This window comes from Streptomyces sp. NPDC050211 (assembly GCF_040656035.1).
Lineage (GTDB): Bacteria > Actinomycetota > Actinomycetes > Streptomycetales > Streptomycetaceae > Streptomyces.
The window spans coordinates 1-16431 of sequence record NZ_JBFALC010000087.1 but is presented as its reverse complement, the minus strand read 5'-3'; the positions used below and the strand labels follow the sequence as shown (position 1 = coordinate 16431).

Here is a 16431-nt window from a genome sequence, read left to right as displayed (position 1 = left end):
GTGTCCCGTTTTGTGATCGTGACGGTATGAGACGGTCGCCTCGATGAGGAGTCTCAGCGGCCTCGGGAGCAGCCGCGTACTTCGCACGAAGTAGATCTGCCATCCACTTCGAATCGCGGCCTGGGCCGAGCTCGCCGTCTACATCATTCGAAGTACACGGCCGCAGCACACGTGGACGAGAATCGGGCCATGGTCAAGGCGCAGAACAATCAGGACGGGCCGCTGGCACCCCTGTGGGTTCGCCGCCCCGAGGCGCTGCACCTCGTCGCCTATTCGGTGGCCGCGCTGGCGTTCACCGGCCAGATCGTGGCAGTGATCCTGCGAGGGTCGGATGGGCCGACGGCCCTCTCCGTGCTCCTCGCGGGTGGCGGTGTCGCCCTCTCATGGTGGCGGCCGTGGGCAGGACTGGTCGTGGCGAGCGCGGCGTCCTTCGCCGTCACAGCGGTGGGCCACGACCCCCTGTCGGTGTGGATGATGGCGGTGCTCGTGCTGTTCTCCGTCACCCTCAGGGGGAAGCAGCCGCTGGTCGGAACCGGCATCGTGGCGGCGTTCTTCCTGGGGGCGTTCATGACGGTGGGAGGATTCCGTGGCGGCGCGATCGTGGGAGCCGCCGCACTCTTCTCCGCCATTGCGGGAGGTGCGACAGGGGCCGCGCTGCGCATCCATCGAGAGCACTGGCGCACCCTGGAGGAACGGGCCGAAAGCGCCATCGCCACCCGCGAGATCGAAGCCACCCGCCGGGTGACCGAGGAACGACTCCGCATCGCCCGGGACCTCCACGACGTCATCGGCCACCAGGTCGCGATGCTGAGCATGCATCTCGGTGCCGCGGAGATCGGGCTGCCCGAAGACGCCGAATCCTCCCGGCAGGCCATCGTCTCGGCCAGGTCCAGCGCCCGCACCGTCGTCGTGGAAACGCAACGGATCCTCGCGCTCCTCCGCCTCGGAGACGACATCTCCGACGACGAGGCGCTCCGGCCGACCCCGGCGCTCAGCGGCCTGGAAGGCCTGGTCGCCTCTTTCGAGAGCATCGGCCTCGACGTCCGGCCCTCCATCGACATCCCCGCCGGTTTCGTGGAGCCCAGCGTCGGCGTGACGGTCTACCGGGTCGTTCAGGAAGCGCTCACGAATGCGTACCGGCATGGAGAGGGGGCGGCAACGGTGGATGTGCGCGAGCGCGACGGCAGAATCTGCGTCACCGTGGAGAACCGCGTCGGTCACTCACGGCGTGGCTCCGGCTCGGGCAGCGGACTCGGACTCGTGGGGATGCGCGAACGCGTCGAGTCCTCCAGCGGGCGGCTGACGATCGACAGTGACGACGGGCGATTCCGGGTCCATGCGGAGTTCAGCCCACTGGGAGCCGCCGTATGACGACGCGGATTCTGATCGTCGACGACCAGGACGAGATCAGGGCCGGCATCAAGGCGATGCTCCGGCTCGACCCGGGTCTCGTTGTCGCGGGTGATCTCTCCGACGGACTCCAGGTCGCCCCCTTCCTCCGGGACCACCCCGTCGACCTGGTCCTGATGGACATCCGGATGCCCGGCATCGACGGTGTCGAAGCCACCCGCCGGATCCGCGAAGAGCACCCACCCGAAAAGCTGCGGGTGATCGTGCTGACCACGTTTGACCAGGACGACATCGTTCTCGCCGCCCTTCGCGCGGGCGCCAACGGTTTCCTGAGCAAGACCGTGAGCCCCGCCGAACTCGTCGCCGGAATCACCGAGGTCGTCGGTGGCGGCGGCGCGCTCTCGGCCGCCGCGACAGCCGCGCTGATCGGCCACATGACCGACAGTCCGCCCCCGGTGATCGACCAGGAACTGCTGCGACGCTTCGACGCCCTGACACCCAGGGAGCGGGACGTGGTCGTACTCGTCGCGAGCGGTCTCGGCAACGACGAGATCGCGGCCCAGATGTCCGTGTCGCCGTTCACCGTGAAGACGCATGCGGTGCGGGCCATGACGAAGGTCGGCGCACGTGATCGAGCACAACTCGTCTCCTTCACCTTCCGGGCCGGCCTCTACCCGACATGATCTCGTTCTTCGGCGCGTCAGGCCGCGGTCACCTGCTGGGCCAGCAACAACGCCAGTGGGCCGCCCTGAAGCAGGAAGCGTCCCTCGGTGGCGGCCCGGATCGCGTCCGACATCGGCCACCACATGAGCTTGAAGTCCGCTTCGCCGGCTGTGAGTTGCTGCGGGCCCAAGGTGAGCTCTTCGGCCAGGTAGAGGTGGATGCGGGCGGTGGAGTCCAGGGTGATGGCATACGAGCCGAGGGTCGCCACATCCGGGCGGTGACGCCGACTTCCTCACGCAGCTCACGCCGCGCACACTCCTCCGGTGCCTCACCAGGCTCCCGGCGTCCTCCGGGCAGGAACACGTACTCACCGCCGTGCCGGGGGAATTCGGCGGCCAGGACGGCAACCATGCCGCCCGCGTCTCGGGCCACGATGACGGAGGCGTCGGATGTCGGCCCCCGGTCGGTTGCTGCGGTCATGGCCGGGGAGAGTAGCCGCCTGCTCTGACAACCACGCCATCTGAGTGATGCTGCACGACCTGCGTTGAGCGCCGGGCGGGCGACGGTCCCCCGCGCCCCCGCCTCCAACCCCGCCCCGGACAGCCGTCCCCGCATTCCGCTTACACCGCCGGACGCCGCAGCGTCCCTTTCGCGCCATCGTCAAGACCCCTCACGTCAACGCGGTGTGTCCGGATTGTTGCCGAGAGCGCCGCCGAATCGTTTCGGCGGGCTGAGATTCCGTTTCCGTGGTGATGCGATTACGCCAGTGTGAGGGGGGTGGCGTAGTGTGGCTGTCCTATTAACTGTCCAATACTGACCCTGAGTTGACGGTTACTTCGCGCTGCGCGCCGTGTGTCCGAGCTGGTTGACCGAGAGGACTCCGATGCCCGAATCCCCGACCTATGCAGTGCGCTCGGAGCCCGACCGGGCCGGTGCCATGGGCTCGGCACGGAACAGGCATGCCAAGCCGCCGGCTCAGGACACGCCGAGTGATTCGGCCACACTGTCGCGAACGGTGCGTCTCGCCGTCCTTCCCGCGGCCCTCATGGCGGTCCTCTCCGCCGCGCTGATCGTCTTCGTGCTGCTCACCCAGGACGGCACCGCGGACGGCACCACCTGGTCCGTGCTGACCGCCGGCGCCGTGCTCGGCTGCGCAGTGCTGGCCGGTGCGGTACGGGCCGGGCGAGCCGAGGCCCGGAACGTGTCACGGGAGTACGCGCCGCTGCGCCGCGCCGTCGCCGAAGGCCAGGCCGCACTGCGGGGCACGCTGCAACGGCTGGAGCGGGGCGAGCCGTTGGAGCAGCAGGCTCCGTTCGCGCAGGCCGGCCCGCCGCCCGCCGACCCGGTCGACCGGCTCGCGTACGAGATCCGTGTCGGCACCTGGCAGGCCTGTACGGCCCTGGCGCAGTCGGCCCAGCTGCCCCGCTCCAGCGGGCAGGACAGCGAGGAGCGCGTCGAGGTCTTCGTCAACCTCGCCCGGCGGCTGCAGTCCCTCGTGCACCGCGCGATCAACATGCTCGACCAGCTGGAGAACGAGGTCGAGGACCCGGAACTGCTCAAGGGCCTCTTCCACGTCGACCACCTGGCCACCCGCATCCGCCGCCACGCCGAGAACGTCGCCGTGCTCGGTGGCTCCGTATCCCGCCGCCAGTGGACCCGCCCGGTCACCCTGACCGAGGTGCTGCGGTCGTCGATCGCCGAGGTCGAGCACTACTCCCGGGTCAAGCTGGTGCCGCCGATCGAGGGCACCGTGCGCGGCCACGCCGTCGCCGACGTCATCCACCTGCTGGCCGAACTCGTCGAGAACGCCACGATGTTCTCCGAGCCGCACGCCCAAGTCCTGCTGCGCGCCCAGCGGGTGACCGCGGGGCTCGCCATCGAGGTCGAGGACCGCGGTCTGGGGATGCCGCTGCAGGAGCAGGCGCGCATCAACGCCCTGCTCGCCGAGCCCGACCACATCGACCTCAGCAAGCTGCTCGCCGACGGCCGGATCGGCCTGTACGTGGTCTCCGCGCTGGCCCGCCGCCACGGCATCGCGGTCCGGCTGCAGAGCAACATCTACGGCGGTATCCAGGCGATCCTGATCATCCCGCCCGGTCTGCTCGGCGACGAGCCCGGGGACGCGCCCGCGCGGGCGGCCCACGAGATGCAGAGACCGCCCCAGGCCGCCCCGGCCCAGGCGCAGCGCCCGGTCCCGCCGCACCAGCAGCAGATGATGCAGCACCAGCAGCAGATCGCCGGCGCACAGCAGCAGTCCGGCCGGGCGCCCGCCGCCCGGCCCGTGACGCCGCCGCCTGCCCTGCGCCAGCCGCTGCCGCCGGCCCAGGCACAGGCACAGGCCGCCGCGCCTGCCGCACCCAACCCCATGGCGCAGCAGCATGCGCGCGGTAGCGGTACCGGAGCGCCGCCGCCGTATACCCCGCCGCAGCAGCAGGCACGCGGTACCGGAGCACCTCAGGCGTACGACCGCGGTCCCTCCCTCGGCTCGGACGCCCGGGACGGACGGCCGCCGCTGCCGCAGCGCCACGCACAGGAGCATCTGGTGCCGGAACTCCGCAACGGCCCCGCCCCACGCCGGTCCGACGACCAGGAGGTGGAGCACGATCCGGGACTGATGGCCATGTTCCGGCGCGGAGTCGACCTGGCCGACAACGAACCCGACGAGCCGCGCGCCGACGGCTCCCGATGACCACTGGCTCCGTTTTCGGACAAGGAGAAGAACGCCACCGTGAGCGACATGTATGCCGGCCAGCAGAAGAATCTGGACTGGCTTCTGGCCGGACTCGTCCAGAGGGTCCCCTACACCCGCAGCGCCCTGCTGCTGTCCTCCGACGGGCTGGCGAAGGCCTTTGACGGCTTCGAGACACCCACCGAGGCGGAACACCTGGCCGCCCTGGCGTCCGGCCTGCACTCCCTCGCCCGCAGCGCGGGCGTGCAGTTCGCCCAGGGAGCGGACGTACGGCAGGTGGTGGTGGAGCTGGACACCGCCCTGCTGTTCGTCTGCGCGGCCGGCTCGGGCGCCTGTCTGGCCGTGCTGGCCGAGCGGGACGCCGACGCGGCCGTACTCGGCTACGAGATGGCCATGCTGGTCAAGAGCGTGCGCCCGTATCTCGCCACTCCGGCCCGACAGCAGGTGCCCGGCGGTTCGCCGGACGCGGGGCGTTGAGCATGTCGGACGCCGAGGACGGGTCGTGGCTCGATGACGAGGCCGGGCGGCTGGTACGGCCGTACGCCGTCAGCAATGGCCGCACCCGTCCCTCGGCCCACTTCGACCTGCTCACCCTCGTGATCGCCACCGGCGTCCGGCCGCCGACCTACCTCGGACCCGACTACGACCAGGTGCTCGCCCTGTGCGACGCGCCCGTGTCGGTCGCCGAGGTGGCCGCTCATCTGCGGCTGCCGGCCGTCATCACCAAAGTCCTGCTGTCCGACCTCGTGACGCACCAGGCGCTCGCCATGCGGTCGCCACGAACCGTCGAGGCAGCTTCCCCGACCGACCGAAACATCCTGGAGGCGGTGCTGCATGGCCTTCGAAAGCGGATCTGATCCCTTTCCCACCGCCCTGAAGATCCTCGTCGCGGGAGGCTTCGGGGTCGGCAAAACCACCTTCGTCGGCGCGGTCAGCGAGATCGAGCCGCTCAGCACGGAGGAACTGCTGACCCAGGTCAGCGCCCGCACGGACAGCCTGGTGGGCATCGAGGACAAGACGACCACCACCGTGGCGATGGACTTCGGCCGGCTGGCCCTGGACCAGGACCATGTGCTGTATCTGTTCGGTACGCCCGGACAGGAGCGGTTCTGGTTCATGTGGGACGAGCTGTCCAACGGGGCCCTGGGCGCGGTGGTCCTCGCGGACACCCGAAGACTGGACCACTGCTTCGCCGCGGTCGACTTCTTCGAGCGGCGCGGCATCGGCTTCATCGTGGCCGTCAACGAGTTCGACAACGGCTATCGCTACGAGGCCGAGGAGGTCCGCGCGGCCCTCGCCCTCAAGCCCGAGATTCCCGTCGTGATGTGTGACGCACGGCAGTGCAACTCCGCAACCCGCGTACTGATCGCACTCGTTCAGCATCTGCTCGCCTCGACTCCCGGCACTCCGCCCGCGGAACTCAACCCGCTGCGCTGAGGCACCCTCAGCGCGGCCGAATGGAGCCTGCATGTCAGCCCCGGTTCCCTACACCCCGCCGACCCAGTTCGACCCGACCAGCCACCTGCTGCTGACCCCCGAGGACCGGGACGCGCCGGCCCGGGTGGCCCGGCTGCGCGAGCTCGGCATCGGGGACACCCCCATCCCTGAGTTCGACGAGTTCGCGCGCAACCTCGCGCAGGTCACCGGTGCGCCGTTCTCGATGGTCAACTTCATCGACGAGAACCGGCAGTACTTCGCCGGTCTCTACGCCGCCGGGAAGCCCGGCGTGCAGTTGGAGGCGGCACCGCAGGAGCAGCAGGTGGGCCGCACGATGACGCGGGACCAGGGGTACTGCCCGCATGTCGTGGTCCGCAAGAAGGCGCTCGTCCTCGAGGACGTCTGCGACTATCCCCGTTTTGCCGGGAACCGTGTCGTCGACGAGATCGGCATCCGCTCCTACATGGGGGCGCCGCTGATCGACTGGAAGACCGGGATGGCGTTGGGGACGATCTGCGTGGTGGACACGGATACGCATCCGTGGGGGCGGGAAGGGCTGGCGACGATCAAGTCGCTGGCGCAGCAGTTGGTCGAGCAGATCCATGCGATGGAGCTCCGCAGGTAGGGCGGTTCTTCGGCTGCGGGTTCGTTGTGGCTGGTCGCGCAGTTCCCCGCGCCCCTGTCGGGGCGCGGGGAACTGCGTTCAGCTCGCTGCCGGCTCCAGTTGGCCTTCCCTGGAGTGCGGGCCGACTGTTCGGACCAGGTGGGACAGGCGTTCCGACCACTGGCCCTTTGACGTGCCCAGGGCTACCTCGCCCAGCCTCAGTAGCTGGATGTCGGACGTGCCGGCGGGGGCGTAGATGTGGTGGGCGTCGCGCAGGTAACGCTCCACCGGGCGGTCCGTGAAGAGACCAGCCGCGGCGTGGATCTCCATCGACTCGCGGGCCGACTCGACGGCGGACTCATGGTTGAGGAACTTCGCGTTCATCAGCTCCGCGTCGCAGGGCAACCCCTGGTCGAGCAGGTGCACGGCGTGATACGCGGCCAGCCGGGCGGTCATCAGCCGGGACTTCATGCGGCCCAGCTTGAGCTTGATGCTGTTGAGGGCGCCGAGGGGTGCGCCGTACCGCTCCCGCTCGATGCACAGGGCGGTGGTCTCCTCCAGGACGGCCTGGTGGATGCCGAGGGATACGGCGGTGAGGTTGGGGCGTCCGTAGAGGATGCTGGACGAGTAGGCGACGGACAGGCCCTGGCCCTCCGCGCCGAGCCGGTTGGCCGCGGGTATGCGGAGGTTGTCGAAGATCAGCTTGCCGAAACTGAAGCCGTGGAGGCCCATCGCCGGCTGGTGTACGGCGAGCGAGAAGCCGGGGCGGTCCGCCTCGACGAGGAAGGCCGACAGGCCCTTCGCTCCCTCGCCGGTGCGTACGACCACTCCGTGCAGGTCGCCGACATGGCTGTTGCCGACGAAGACCTTGTGCCCGTTGAGGATGTAGTCGTCGCCGTCACGGACGGCGGTGCTGCTCATCCCCAGGACATGGCCGCCCGACTCCAGTTCGGTCACCGCGATCGTCGGCAGGCAGTCGCCCGCGGCGATACGCGGCAGCCAGGTGCGCTTCTGCAGTTCGTCGCCGAAGTGGATGATCTTGGCGACGCCCAGCTGGGAGGCCTGCACCATGGCCCCCATCGCTCCGCTGACGCGGGCGAGTTCCTCGATGATGATGGTCTTGGCCAGGTGTCCGGCGCCCATTCCGCCGTACACCTTGTCGATGGTCACGCCGATCCAGCCCTGCCGGGCGATGAGCCGGGACAGGTCGCGTGCCACCGCGCGCGAAGCCTCCATCTCCGGTATCCGGGGCCGTACTTCTCGCTCGGCGAACTCGCGCACCGTTCGGCGCAGGTCATCGTGCCACCCGCTGGTGAAAAAGTAGCGTTCCACAACCCCTCCTGCACGCTGCCTCCGGTTCCGTGCGGATCCGGAGGTCATTCGTCGGGCAGTGGTTCCTCGCCCCAGGGCCGACCGCCCAAAAGAGTGTCTACTTGTCGATCCATCCCAGCCAAGATCAGCAAGGAGGGTTGGCCGAAAAACGGTAGCTTGCATTCCGCGCCAACTGTGCGCTATGGAACAGAACTTGGCTTCAACACTGGCAAGTAACAGAGAGAAACCGTTCACGATTGAACAGAGTTCAACCCATACGGTCATGCACCCACCCATCAGGCAATTGCCCGGCGGGCAGTCGGCGGGGCACATGGACAATCCGTCACCTTCTGTGTGGCCGATATGAGGCCCACATGCTGGATCGATACTGCGTTCGACAGCCGCAGATCAGCCACATTCCCAGGGGTCACAGATCAAAAGGTCTGCACCAAGGGCCACTTGCGCCCCACTGGTGACGGAGGAACTTCGGGCCGCGGGGAGGCGTTGCCAGGAGGAAGCCCGGGAATGGTGCGGGCGACCGAACGATGTGGGCTCAAGCCGAGGTGGCACGTATGGCGATGTGGGATCGGATCAAGGACCAGGCCAAGGGGCTGCAGCAGGGGTCGCGGGGCTCCGGCGGTCACGGGACTCCGGGTGCGCGGTCCGGCGGGGGATCGAAGGCGCAGCTGGTGAGCGCGCTCAAGACCCAGCTCACGTCTTTGAAGACGGAGTTGAAGAGCGGCGCCTACCGGGACGCGAGCATGGCCATGTGCGCCCTGGTCGCCGCCGCCGACGGGACCGTCGACCCGGCCGAGCGGCAGCACGTGGAGTCGCTGATCGTCAGCAACGACGTGCTGCAGAACTTCCCGCCCGACCAGCTGCGGCAGCGGTTCAACAAGCATGTCGACCAGCTCGCGGTCAACTTCCAGCACGCCAAGGCGGAGGCGATGCAGGAGATCGCCAAGGCCGCGAAGAAGCCGACGGAGGCCAGGGCCGTCGTACAGACCGGCTTCGTCGTGGCGGGCGCGGACGGCTACATCGCACCGGCCGAGGAGCAGGTCCTGCGCGAGGCCTGCACGGCACTCGGCCTGTCCCCCCAGGAGTTCGGCCTCTGACGGCAATGGCCATCGGCCGGCGCCGGTAGTGTCCGGCGCCGGTCGTGCGTTCCGTGCTCAGGCCCAGCAGCCGTTGACCGTGGCGGCGAGACCGTCGAGGGCGTCCTTGGTGGCGCTCGGGGCGGCCGGGGAGCCGTTCTCCACGAAGGAGAAGACCCTCCACCGCCCGTCCCGAGCCTTCGTCACGCCGCTCAGCGCGATGGCGCCGGTCAGGGTGCCGGTCTTGGCCCTGACTTTTCCGACGGCGCACCTCGAGGCCGCGGTGTCGAACCGGCCCCACTCCGGCCCGAGAGTGGCGCCCCGCTGCCCGGCGACCGGCAGTCCGTCCACGACGTACTTCAGCGTCCGGGCGTGCCGGGGGTCGACGGTCAGATCGAGGATCTCGGCCAGCGTCTGCGCGGGGATCCGGGTGGCACGGGACAGCCCACTGCCGTCGTACATCCGGAAGTTGGCCAGCGACACGCCGTACGTCCCACTGAGCACCGTCCGTACGGCCGCCGTCCCGCCCTCGAACGTGGCCGGGCGTCCGGCGCCGAGCGCGGTCATCCGCAGCAGCGACTCGGCGATGTCGTTGTCGCTCACCTTGAGCATCCGCCGCACGATCCTGGACAGCTCGGCCGACCGGTGCTCCCCCACGGTGACGTCACGGGCCCCGGCCGCACCGGGCCTGACGCCACCGGTGACGGTGACGCCCCGCTGGGCCAGGAGCCGCGCGAAGACCTGCCCCGCGTCCAGCGAGGTGTCCATGACCGCGTGCCCGGCTACGGCCAGCGCCCGTACCGGCGTGACCTCGCCGGGGTAGTAGCCGCCCTTCCAGCCGGTGGCGCGGGTGGGCCTGGGGAAGAGACGCCCGTCGACGCGGACCCGCACCGACGTCACACCGGCCCTCTTCAGATCCGCGACCGCGTCCTTGGCCAGCGCGTCGAGGTCGCCGGTGGTCAGGGTGTGGTCGCCACCGCCGACGAGGGTGAGCGTGCCGTGGCCGTGGACGACCTTGGTGGTGAACCGGTGATCGGGGCCCAGGGCCGTCAACGCCGCGACGGCGGTGGCGAGTTTGACGTTGGACGCGGGCATCAGCGCGGTCGTCGCGTGGTGGCCCCAGATGGTCCTGTCGGACTTGGCGTCGATGACGACACCGCTGACCCGGCCACCCAGCCGCCGGTCCCGGACCCGGATGTCGAGGTTACGCGCCATCTTCCGTTCGGCGCGGTCGAGTTCGGCGGCGGAGCGCTGCGCGGCGGTCGGGTCGGCTGCGACTGCGACGGCGGACGGAGCGGTGAGCATCGTCGCGGCGAGGGGGGCGGTCGCCACGATCACGAGGGCACGGCGGAGCGACGGGCTCATCGTTCTGGGCTTACGGGAACTGGGCATGTGACACAACTTATGCGGGAATTACCCCCCACTCGTAACAAAACCGGCATGGCGCCCCGTGTCGGTCAGGGGCTGCTCTCGGTCGTGGCCGTCCCGTTCGTGTCCGCCTCCGTCGGGGGCTCCGACGGAGCTGGTCCGGCGGGGGTGGGCACCACCGTGCTGCTCGGCGGGCGGGACCCGTCGGTGCTGGGGTTCTGGGTGGGCCTGGTGCTGTCGGGGGCCGCCGAGGGGGTGGGGGAATCCGAGGGGGTGTCGGACGCCGACGGTGCGGGGGGTGTCGTACGACCGCTCGGGGGCGGTGGTGCGAGCGGGGCCGAGGGGGCGGCAGGAGAGGTGGACAGGTGGACCGGCAGGGCGATCAGCGCGGCGACGGCGCAGGTCAGGGCCGCTCCGGCGGCGGCGCGGAGCAGCCGCCGGCGGGACGCGGTGCGGCGGATCGTCTCGTAGTGGCCGGGGGGCGGGGCGAGATGCTCGGAGGCGGGGCCGAGGATCACCGCGAGGGGGTCGTCCGGCGCGAACTCCGGGTCCTCGTCAAAGCGTGTGGTCAAGGCTTCTCCTCAGTTGGACGCGGAGCAGTTCGCGGGCCGCGTGCAGGTCGGCCTTGACGGTTCCTTCCTTACGTCCGGTCAGCACGGACACCTCCCGGATCGGCATGTCAGCGTAGTAGTGCAGCAGGATCGGCACGCGCAGCCGTTCCGGCAGGGACTGCACGAGCAGCCGTACGGACGGGTCCGCCGGTTCGGCATGCGGGCGCACCGCGACTTCATGGGTGGCCCTGCGCACGGCCCTGCGCTCCCGCTCCAGCTTGCGCCAGTGGTCCCGGACGAGATTCGCGGCCGTGACGTAGAGGAAACCGCGGGGTTCCTCCACCTTCGTCCAGCGGGCCCACAGCCGGGTGAACGCCTCCGACGCGATCTCGTGCGCCGTCTCGTCGTCGTCGACGAGACGGCGGCACCAGCCGGCCAGGCGCGGGTAGAGGGCGGCGAACAGCTCGGACGCTGCCGTGTCGCGGGACCGTTTCAACGCTCTCCAGGGTGGTGCGGGTTGTGGGGGGGATCGGCTTGACTCGTGCTCAGCGCACGCTCAACTCGCCCTCAGCTCTTGCTCAGCGCGGCGAAGACGATCACGTTGTCGCGGTACTCGTCGCCGCTCTTGGGCCCACCGCAGGTGATCAGCCTCAACTCCGGGCGGCCTACGTCACCGTAGACGTCGTCCGTCGGGAAGTCCGCCTTGGCGACCGTCCGTAGGGCGGTGACGGCGAACGCCGCCTCCGTAGCGTTCCCCAGGCGCACCTCGATCCGGTCGCCGCGGCGCAGCTGGTCGAGATGCCGGAAGACCCCGTCGCCGTACTCACCGACCGTGACATGGCCGAGGATCACCGACGGGCCGACCTCACCCGGCGTCGGCGAGTGCCCGTACCAGCCCGCCCGGTCGTGCGCGGTGATCGGCGGCACTTCCACGGTGCCGTCCGATGCCAGCCCGAGCCGGATGACCGGGGTGTCGACCTCGATGCCGGGGATGCGCAGCCGTACGGGCACGGAATGGCCGACCGCCTTGGCGGGACCGGGCGTTGACCGCGGTGTGCTTCCCGCGGTCTGCTCGGTCCGCACGCCCTCGTGGCCGCCGCCGCACCCCGCGAGGAACGGGGCCGTCAGCGCACCCGCCGCCGCGGTCGCGAACGTACGCCTGGAGAGCGGCGGAGTCATACCCCGGTCGCCCGCCGACGCCGTACGACGAAGACCGCCGCGCCACTCAGGCCCAGCGCGGCTGCAGCACCGCCGCCGATCATTCCGGCCCCGGGCCCCGAGTCCTGCGACGTCACTCCGGTGTCGGGGGCGCCGCTCGGGACGACGGAGACCTGGTCACCCGGGACGCGCGTCGGCTCGGGGCTGGGGGTGTCCTCCGCCGGCGGGGCAGTCGTCGGTTCGGCCGGCGCAGCACTCGGACTCCCGTCCTCGGCCGGTGCGGGACTCGGGGCGGTGGTCTCCTTCGGGGCCGGGGTCGTCGCCCCGTCGGCGAGCGCGGGCGCGGTGGCCGCCAGTACGGCGGTGCACGCAAGTGCCAGGACGCTCAGGACAGTTCGGCGCATGGATTCGCTCTCTTTCGTCGGACCGCGGTACGCGGCGGTCTGTGTGACGGGTCGAGCGGAGAGACGAGGCGGGGGCCGGGCGGGTTGTAAAGAGATGGCAAAGCCATGAAGGGCCGACTCCGTACGGCAGTTCATGTTGATGAACAGCAATCACGTACAAGTCATTGACGCGCTCACATCATGCCTTTAGCTTCCGAGAAAGCGCTTTCCCTCATCTGGATGTGAACCAAACCAACCGCAGCTGAATCCAACCGACTTGGAGACGAACGATGCGACTGAGACCAGTGAGACCAGTCATCGCGTCCGTCGGCCTGCTGGCCGGGACACTCGTCGCGCTGTCCGGCACCACAGCACAGGCGGCGACCACCCGATACGAGGCCGAGAGCTCCCCGGCGGTCTGCACCGGCACCCTCGACTCCGACTGGGCCGGCTACTCCGGCAGCGGGTTCTGCAACGGCACCAACTCCACGAGCGGCTACGCCCAGTTCACCGTGACCGCACCCGCATCGGGCACGGCGACCCTGAACATCCGCTTCGCCAACGGCGCCACCGCCGCACGCCCGGCCGGACTGGTCGTCAACGGGTCCACGGTGCAGACGCCGTCGTTCGAGGGCACGGGCGCCTGGTCGACCTGGGTCACCAAGACGCTGACCGTGCCGGTGAACGCGGGCAGCAACACCATCCGGCTCAGCCCGACCACCGCGGCCGGTCTGCCGAACATCGACTACGTCGACGTCGTGACGGACGGCACCACCCCGCCCGCCGCCGCGCTGTACGTCGCGCCGAACGGCACCGACAGCGCGGCGGGAACGCAGGCCGCGCCCACGACGCTCACCTCGGCGATCAGCCGCATCACCCCCGGCGGCACGATCTACCTGCGCGGTGGGACGTACAACCAGCCCTCGACGGTCACCATCCCGGCCGGCAACAACGGCTCCGCGAGTGCCCGCACCACCCTGTCCGCCTACCCGGGCGAGACGCCGGTGCTCAACTTCTCGGCGCAGACCGAGAGTTCGTCGAACCGCGGGCTCCAGCTCAACGCGTCGTACTGGCACATCAAGGGTCTGATCGTCGAACGGGCCGGGGACAACGGCATCTTCGTCGGCGGCAGCAACAACGTCATCGAGCGCACGGTGACCCGCTTCAACCGCGACACCGGGCTCCAGCTCGGCCGGATGACCTCCACCACCCCGACCGCCCAGTGGCCGTCCAACAACCTGATCCTCAGCGCCGAGTCGCACGACAACGCCGACTCGGACGGCGAGGACGCGGACGGCTTCGCCGCGAAGCTGACCTCGGGGACCGGGAACGTCTTCCGTAACGCCGTCGCCCACAACAACATCGACGACGGCTGGGACCTCTACACCTACGCCGACGAGGACCCCATCGGCCCGGTGACCATCGAGGACTCCCTCTCCTACGAGAACGGCACCCTCAGCAACGGCGGCCAGGCCGGCAACGGCGACCGCAACGGCTACAAGCTCGGCGGCGAGGACGTCCCGGTCAACCACATCGTCCGGCGCAGCATCGCCTACGACAACGGCAAGCACGGGTTCACCTACAACAGCAACCCGGGCTCGATGACGATCTCGAACAACGTCAGCGTCGGCAACACCGAACGCAACTTCAACTTCGACGCCGGCACGTCGGTGTTCCGCAACAACACCTCATGCCGCTTCAGCAGCGGCACGAACGACCGCATCATCGGCGACGCCGACACCACCAACCAGTTCTGGTCCGGCACGAACGGCTCCCGCTGCTCCTCCTACGACGGAGCCCTGGGCTGGTCCTTCGCCTCGGACGGCCGCTTGGTCGTGACCTTCGGGGGCACTCAGATCACTCCTTGATCGCGTCATCACACGGAGCGGCCCGCCGGACAGCTGCTGTCCGGCGGGCCGGTTCCGTATCGGCGGCGTGAGCCCCGACAGCCTCACCACCGCCTAGGGTGTCGATCATGTTCAGGTCAGGGGTGGGGTTCCTCGCGTTGTTCGGGCTCGGCTGGTGGTTGCTGGCCACGAGCGCGTTCGACGGGTTCGCGCGGCTGGTCGCGGTCGTGGTCGGCTGTGCCGTCTCGGTGGGGTTGATGCTCACTGCACGCCGTGTTCTTCCCGTGTCGGCAGGGGGCCCGTTCCCCTCCGACCGGCGTCGGCGGTTCCTTCAGATCAACGGTCTTCAGTGGCTGCTGATCGTGGTCATCGCCCAGGTGTGCGCTCGCACCGGGACGCCCGTGCTCATTCCCCCGCTGATCGCGATCGTCGTAGGGCTGCACTTCCTCCCGCTCGCGGCGGTGTTCGAGCAGCCCCGGCTGCGAGTGCCGGCGGCCCTGTTGAGCGCGGCTGGAGCGTCGGGCATGGCGGTGTGGCTCATGAACGGCCCGGACACGGCCGTTCGCCTTGTGGTGGGCCTCATCTCCGCGCTCTCCCTGTGGGGCATGGCCGTCTGGACGGTCACGGGGGTGGCGCCCGTCAGCGGACAGGTCCCGTGATCAGCGGGCGCAGTCGATCGTGCAGGGTCTCGTCCTTGAAGAACTGCGCGATGTCGACCGAATCGGCGTCGGCGTCATGGGTGAAGTACGGCGGGCAGGACAGGTCGGCGGTCTCGTCGCCGCGCAGCGTGAACGTCGTGACCTGTCGGGCTGTCTTCGCTTCGTAGACCTCGAAGGTGTGGATGGCCGGATACACGGCGGCACGCACGGTGGGGTAGTCGCACGTTCCGATCGGTGTGTCGCTCCGCAACCGCACATCTGCCAGGCAGACGACCAGCTGCGCCCGCGACACGTCTTGCGTGGTGTCTGTCCTGGCGGACTCGTCGTCCGGCGGTATCCACTTCTCCGGCAGCGAGACGGAAGTGAAGACGTTGCGGATCGGGTACTGGGTGAGATCGTCCGGCTCGGCGTCTCCCGCCACTGCGATGTGTGGCCCTCGGCCGGCATAAGCCGGCGCAGCCGGATCCGGGAAGTGCAGATAACCGCAGTCGGTACGGCCGCTTGAGGAGGGCGTCGGGGAGGGAGATGTCGCTGACGGGGCTTGAGGAGTCGACGGTGACGATGTGTCCGTCGACTCCGTGCACCCGGCCGAGGTGAACAGCGCTGTCACGAGCAGCGCCGCCGATACCGCCGCACCACGAACCCCGCGGCCATGCCGGGCCGTCATCGGATGTGGGTCAGGGCCGTCGCGGCGATCGACGCTCCCACGGGGCACGTCTTGTCCTGCGGTTCGCCGGGTTCCGGGATGGTCGTGGTGCCGACCAGGCGATCGACATCGTCGACCGCGACGAAGATGAAGCAGATCCCCTGGAATTCGGCCTGGATGGCCTTGTGTTGGCCCACCGGCACCTGCGTGACCTGCCCGTTCTTGGTCATGGTCTTCGCGTAGGACAGCGGCAGGTCCAGGGCGATGCTGACGTTCTGGCCCGCCAGCTTCCAGTGGCACGTCGGCCCGTGCTTGCCGGACTCCTGTGTCCCCCGGCCGCTGATACCGAGAGCGGCGAGGTCGCGCTCGTCGAGAGCGTCGCACGGCCGCGACGCCAGCTGCGTCTGGGTGTACTTGCTGGGCTGTGCTGGGGCGGAGGGGGAGGACGGGGTGGCGGCGGGGGCAGAGGACGAGGCCGAGGATGTCGGACGCGGGGACGATGACCGCGGCGTGCCCTGCTCGCTCGAGCACCCGGCGCTGAGCAGGCTCACGGCAACTGCGAGCACAAGACCGGCTGTTCGGCCGGAGCGCCCGGCCCGGAGACGCTGATCAAGATCGAATCGCGGCATATCGGCACGGTAGTGGCGCCGTACCGGGACCGGTCCCGGTAC

At 69.6% G+C, this 16431-nt stretch carries 18 protein-coding genes and 1 pseudogene; 10 read left to right on the top strand and 9 right to left on the bottom strand.

Annotated elements, in window-relative coordinates:
- The first annotated feature begins 189 nt into the window (after positions 1–189).
- Positions 190–1371: a histidine kinase gene (locus AB0I98_RS44455; RefSeq protein WP_362951781.1), complete on the top strand. Its 1182-nt coding sequence runs from the start codon at positions 190–192 to the stop codon at positions 1369–1371.
- Positions 1368–2033 (top strand): response regulator transcription factor, encoded by a 666-nt coding sequence (locus AB0I98_RS44450; protein WP_362951780.1) that lies wholly within the window; start codon positions 1368–1370, stop codon positions 2031–2033. Before AB0I98_RS44455 ends, AB0I98_RS44450 begins: the two co-directional genes overlap by 4 nt.
- Positions 2034–2050: 17 nt before the next feature.
- On the opposite strand, the pseudogene AB0I98_RS44445 reads toward AB0I98_RS44450, so the two are convergent.
- Positions 2051–2493 (bottom strand): annotated as a pseudogene (locus AB0I98_RS44445) (NUDIX hydrolase).
- Between the two features lie 535 nt (positions 2494–3028).
- Here AB0I98_RS44445 and AB0I98_RS44440 point away from each other — a divergent pair.
- From AB0I98_RS44440 to AB0I98_RS44420, 5 genes are read left to right on the top strand one after another with little or no spacing between them, the layout of a single operon-like run.
- Positions 3029–4702, top strand: a complete 1674-nt coding sequence (locus AB0I98_RS44440) for an ATP-binding protein (RefSeq protein ID WP_362951779.1) — start codon at positions 3029–3031, stop codon at positions 4700–4702.
- 48 nt (positions 4703–4750) lie between these two features.
- Positions 4751–5179: a roadblock/LC7 domain-containing protein gene (locus AB0I98_RS44435; protein WP_362951791.1), complete on the top strand. Its 429-nt coding sequence runs from the start codon at positions 4751–4753 to the stop codon at positions 5177–5179.
- A 2-nt stretch (positions 5180–5181) separates the two neighbouring features.
- Positions 5182–5559, top strand: coding sequence for a DUF742 domain-containing protein (locus AB0I98_RS44430; RefSeq protein ID WP_362951778.1), 378 nt, complete (start codon positions 5182–5184; stop codon positions 5557–5559).
- The gene (locus AB0I98_RS44425; protein WP_362951777.1) at positions 5537–6139 is read left to right on the top strand and encodes an ATP/GTP-binding protein; all 603 of its coding nucleotides are present in this window, start codon (positions 5537–5539) and stop codon (positions 6137–6139) included. Before AB0I98_RS44430 ends, AB0I98_RS44425 begins: the two co-directional genes overlap by 23 nt.
- 31 nt (positions 6140–6170) lie before the next feature.
- Positions 6171–6764 carry a GAF domain-containing protein gene (locus tag AB0I98_RS44420; RefSeq protein ID WP_362951776.1) on the top strand — a complete coding sequence of 198 codons (594 nt, stop codon included), beginning with the start codon at positions 6171–6173 and terminating at the stop codon, positions 6762–6764.
- Between the two features lie 78 nt (positions 6765–6842).
- Here the strand turns inward: AB0I98_RS44420 and AB0I98_RS44415 are convergent, their stop codons facing one another.
- Positions 6843–8075, bottom strand: coding sequence for an acyl-CoA dehydrogenase family protein (locus AB0I98_RS44415; RefSeq protein WP_362951775.1), 1233 nt, complete (start codon positions 8073–8075; stop codon positions 6843–6845).
- 551 nt (positions 8076–8626) lie between these two features.
- Between AB0I98_RS44415 and AB0I98_RS44410 the strand changes: the two genes are divergently transcribed.
- Complete coding sequence (locus AB0I98_RS44410; protein ID WP_362951774.1) at positions 8627–9169, top strand: tellurite resistance TerB family protein; 543 nt, start codon at positions 8627–8629, stop codon at positions 9167–9169.
- A gap of 57 nt (positions 9170–9226) precedes the next feature.
- On the opposite strand, the gene dacB is transcribed toward AB0I98_RS44410, so the two are convergent.
- The 5 genes from dacB to AB0I98_RS44385 all read right to left on the bottom strand — a co-directional run bounded on the left by dacB (position 9227) and on the right by AB0I98_RS44385 (position 12629).
- The gene (gene dacB / locus AB0I98_RS44405) at positions 9227–10513 is read right to left on the bottom strand and encodes a D-alanyl-D-alanine carboxypeptidase/D-alanyl-D-alanine-endopeptidase (protein WP_362951773.1); all 1287 of its coding nucleotides are present in this window, start codon (positions 10511–10513) and stop codon (positions 9227–9229) included.
- A gap of 92 nt (positions 10514–10605) precedes the next feature.
- Complete coding sequence (locus AB0I98_RS44400) at positions 10606–11088, bottom strand: hypothetical protein (protein WP_362951772.1); 483 nt, start codon at positions 11086–11088, stop codon at positions 10606–10608.
- Positions 11072–11563, bottom strand: coding sequence for an RNA polymerase sigma factor (locus AB0I98_RS44395; RefSeq protein WP_210573067.1), 492 nt, complete (start codon positions 11561–11563; stop codon positions 11072–11074). Before AB0I98_RS44395 ends, AB0I98_RS44400 begins: the two co-directional genes overlap by 17 nt.
- A gap of 71 nt (positions 11564–11634) precedes the next feature.
- A complete protein-coding gene (locus AB0I98_RS44390; protein ID WP_362951771.1) occupies positions 11635–12246 on the bottom strand; it encodes a class F sortase in 612 nt (203 codons plus the stop codon).
- The gene (locus tag AB0I98_RS44385; RefSeq protein WP_362951770.1) at positions 12243–12629 is read right to left on the bottom strand and encodes a sortase-dependent protein; all 387 of its coding nucleotides are present in this window, start codon (positions 12627–12629) and stop codon (positions 12243–12245) included. The genes AB0I98_RS44390 and AB0I98_RS44385 overlap by 4 nt, the downstream gene beginning before the upstream one ends.
- A 269-nt stretch (positions 12630–12898) precedes the next feature.
- Between AB0I98_RS44385 and AB0I98_RS44380 the strand changes: the two genes are divergently transcribed.
- Positions 12899–14476, top strand: a complete 1578-nt coding sequence (locus tag AB0I98_RS44380) for a CBM35 domain-containing protein (protein ID WP_362951769.1) — start codon at positions 12899–12901, stop codon at positions 14474–14476.
- A 107-nt stretch (positions 14477–14583) separates the two neighbouring features.
- On the top strand, positions 14584–15114 hold the full coding sequence (locus tag AB0I98_RS44375) for a hypothetical protein (RefSeq protein WP_362951768.1): 531 nt from the start codon (positions 14584–14586) through the stop codon (positions 15112–15114).
- Here the strand turns inward: AB0I98_RS44375 and AB0I98_RS44370 are convergent.
- Together AB0I98_RS44370 and AB0I98_RS44365 are read right to left on the bottom strand one after the other, a co-directional pair.
- A complete protein-coding gene (locus tag AB0I98_RS44370; RefSeq protein WP_362951767.1) occupies positions 15095–15535 on the bottom strand; it encodes a hypothetical protein in 441 nt (146 codons plus the stop codon). The two genes, AB0I98_RS44375 and AB0I98_RS44370, sit on opposite strands and share 20 nt — an antisense overlap.
- Before the next feature lie 242 nt (positions 15536–15777).
- Entirely contained in the window at positions 15778–16311 is a 534-nt protein-coding gene (locus AB0I98_RS44365) for a DUF3558 family protein (protein ID WP_362951766.1), read from the bottom strand.
- Positions 16312–16431: the final 120 nt, after the last annotated feature.

Excerpts from the sequence above, each read along its gene's own strand:
- AB0I98_RS44455 (WP_362951781.1), top strand. The coding sequence starts at position 190 with ATGGTCAAGGCGCAGAACAATCAGGACGGGCCGCTGGCACCCCTGTGG.
- AB0I98_RS44380 (WP_362951769.1), top strand. The coding sequence starts at position 12,899 with ATGCGACTGAGACCAGTGAGACCAGTCATCGCGTCCGTCGGCCTGCTG.
- AB0I98_RS44385 (WP_362951770.1), bottom strand. The coding sequence starts at position 12,629 with ATGCGCCGAACTGTCCTGAGCGTCCTGGCACTTGCGTGCACCGCCGTA.
- AB0I98_RS44390 (WP_362951771.1), bottom strand. The coding sequence starts at position 12,246 with ATGACTCCGCCGCTCTCCAGGCGTACGTTCGCGACCGCGGCGGCGGGT.
- AB0I98_RS44430 (WP_362951778.1), top strand. The coding sequence starts at position 5,182 with ATGTCGGACGCCGAGGACGGGTCGTGGCTCGATGACGAGGCCGGGCGG.
- AB0I98_RS44425 (WP_362951777.1), top strand. The coding sequence starts at position 5,537 with ATGGCCTTCGAAAGCGGATCTGATCCCTTTCCCACCGCCCTGAAGATC.
- AB0I98_RS44450 (WP_362951780.1), top strand. The coding sequence starts at position 1,368 with ATGACGACGCGGATTCTGATCGTCGACGACCAGGACGAGATCAGGGCC.
- AB0I98_RS44420 (WP_362951776.1), top strand. The coding sequence starts at position 6,171 with ATGTCAGCCCCGGTTCCCTACACCCCGCCGACCCAGTTCGACCCGACC.
- AB0I98_RS44410 (WP_362951774.1), top strand. The coding sequence starts at position 8,627 with ATGGCGATGTGGGATCGGATCAAGGACCAGGCCAAGGGGCTGCAGCAG.
- AB0I98_RS44375 (WP_362951768.1), top strand. The coding sequence starts at position 14,584 with ATGTTCAGGTCAGGGGTGGGGTTCCTCGCGTTGTTCGGGCTCGGCTGG.
- dacB (WP_362951773.1), bottom strand. The coding sequence starts at position 10,513 with ATGAGCCCGTCGCTCCGCCGTGCCCTCGTGATCGTGGCGACCGCCCCC.
- AB0I98_RS44435 (WP_362951791.1), top strand. The coding sequence starts at position 4,751 with ATGTATGCCGGCCAGCAGAAGAATCTGGACTGGCTTCTGGCCGGACTC.